This is a genomic window from Vibrio sp. 10N.222.52.B7 (assembly GCF_041474275.1).
GTDB lineage: Bacteria > Pseudomonadota > Gammaproteobacteria > Enterobacterales > Vibrionaceae > Vibrio > Vibrio crassostreae_C.
The window spans coordinates 1-213 of record NZ_JBFRTU010000358.1; the positions used below are offsets into that span (position 1 = coordinate 1).

Here is a 213-nt window from a genome sequence, read left to right on the forward strand (position 1 = left end):
ATTCAAACAAACGACTGTCACCTTCTTGTTTCGAAATCAGCCCCAATTTACGACGCATCATCTGACTGAAATAACCATTCATTTGTGGTTCGTATTGTTCGAGTGCAGCCTCAAGTTCGGCTTTATCCACCAGAGGCGAAAGTGAGTGCGCCAGTGCCGATAGGTTCCACAATCCAATTCTAGGCTGTTGATTGAAAGCATAACGACCTTGGT

Annotated in this window: 1 protein-coding gene; it reads right to left on the minus strand. The window is 45.1% G+C overall.

Annotated elements, in window-relative coordinates:
* On the minus strand, nt 1-213 hold a 213-nt coding region (locus AB4512_RS23200; RefSeq protein WP_372175873.1), incomplete at both ends, for a protein adenylyltransferase SelO family protein.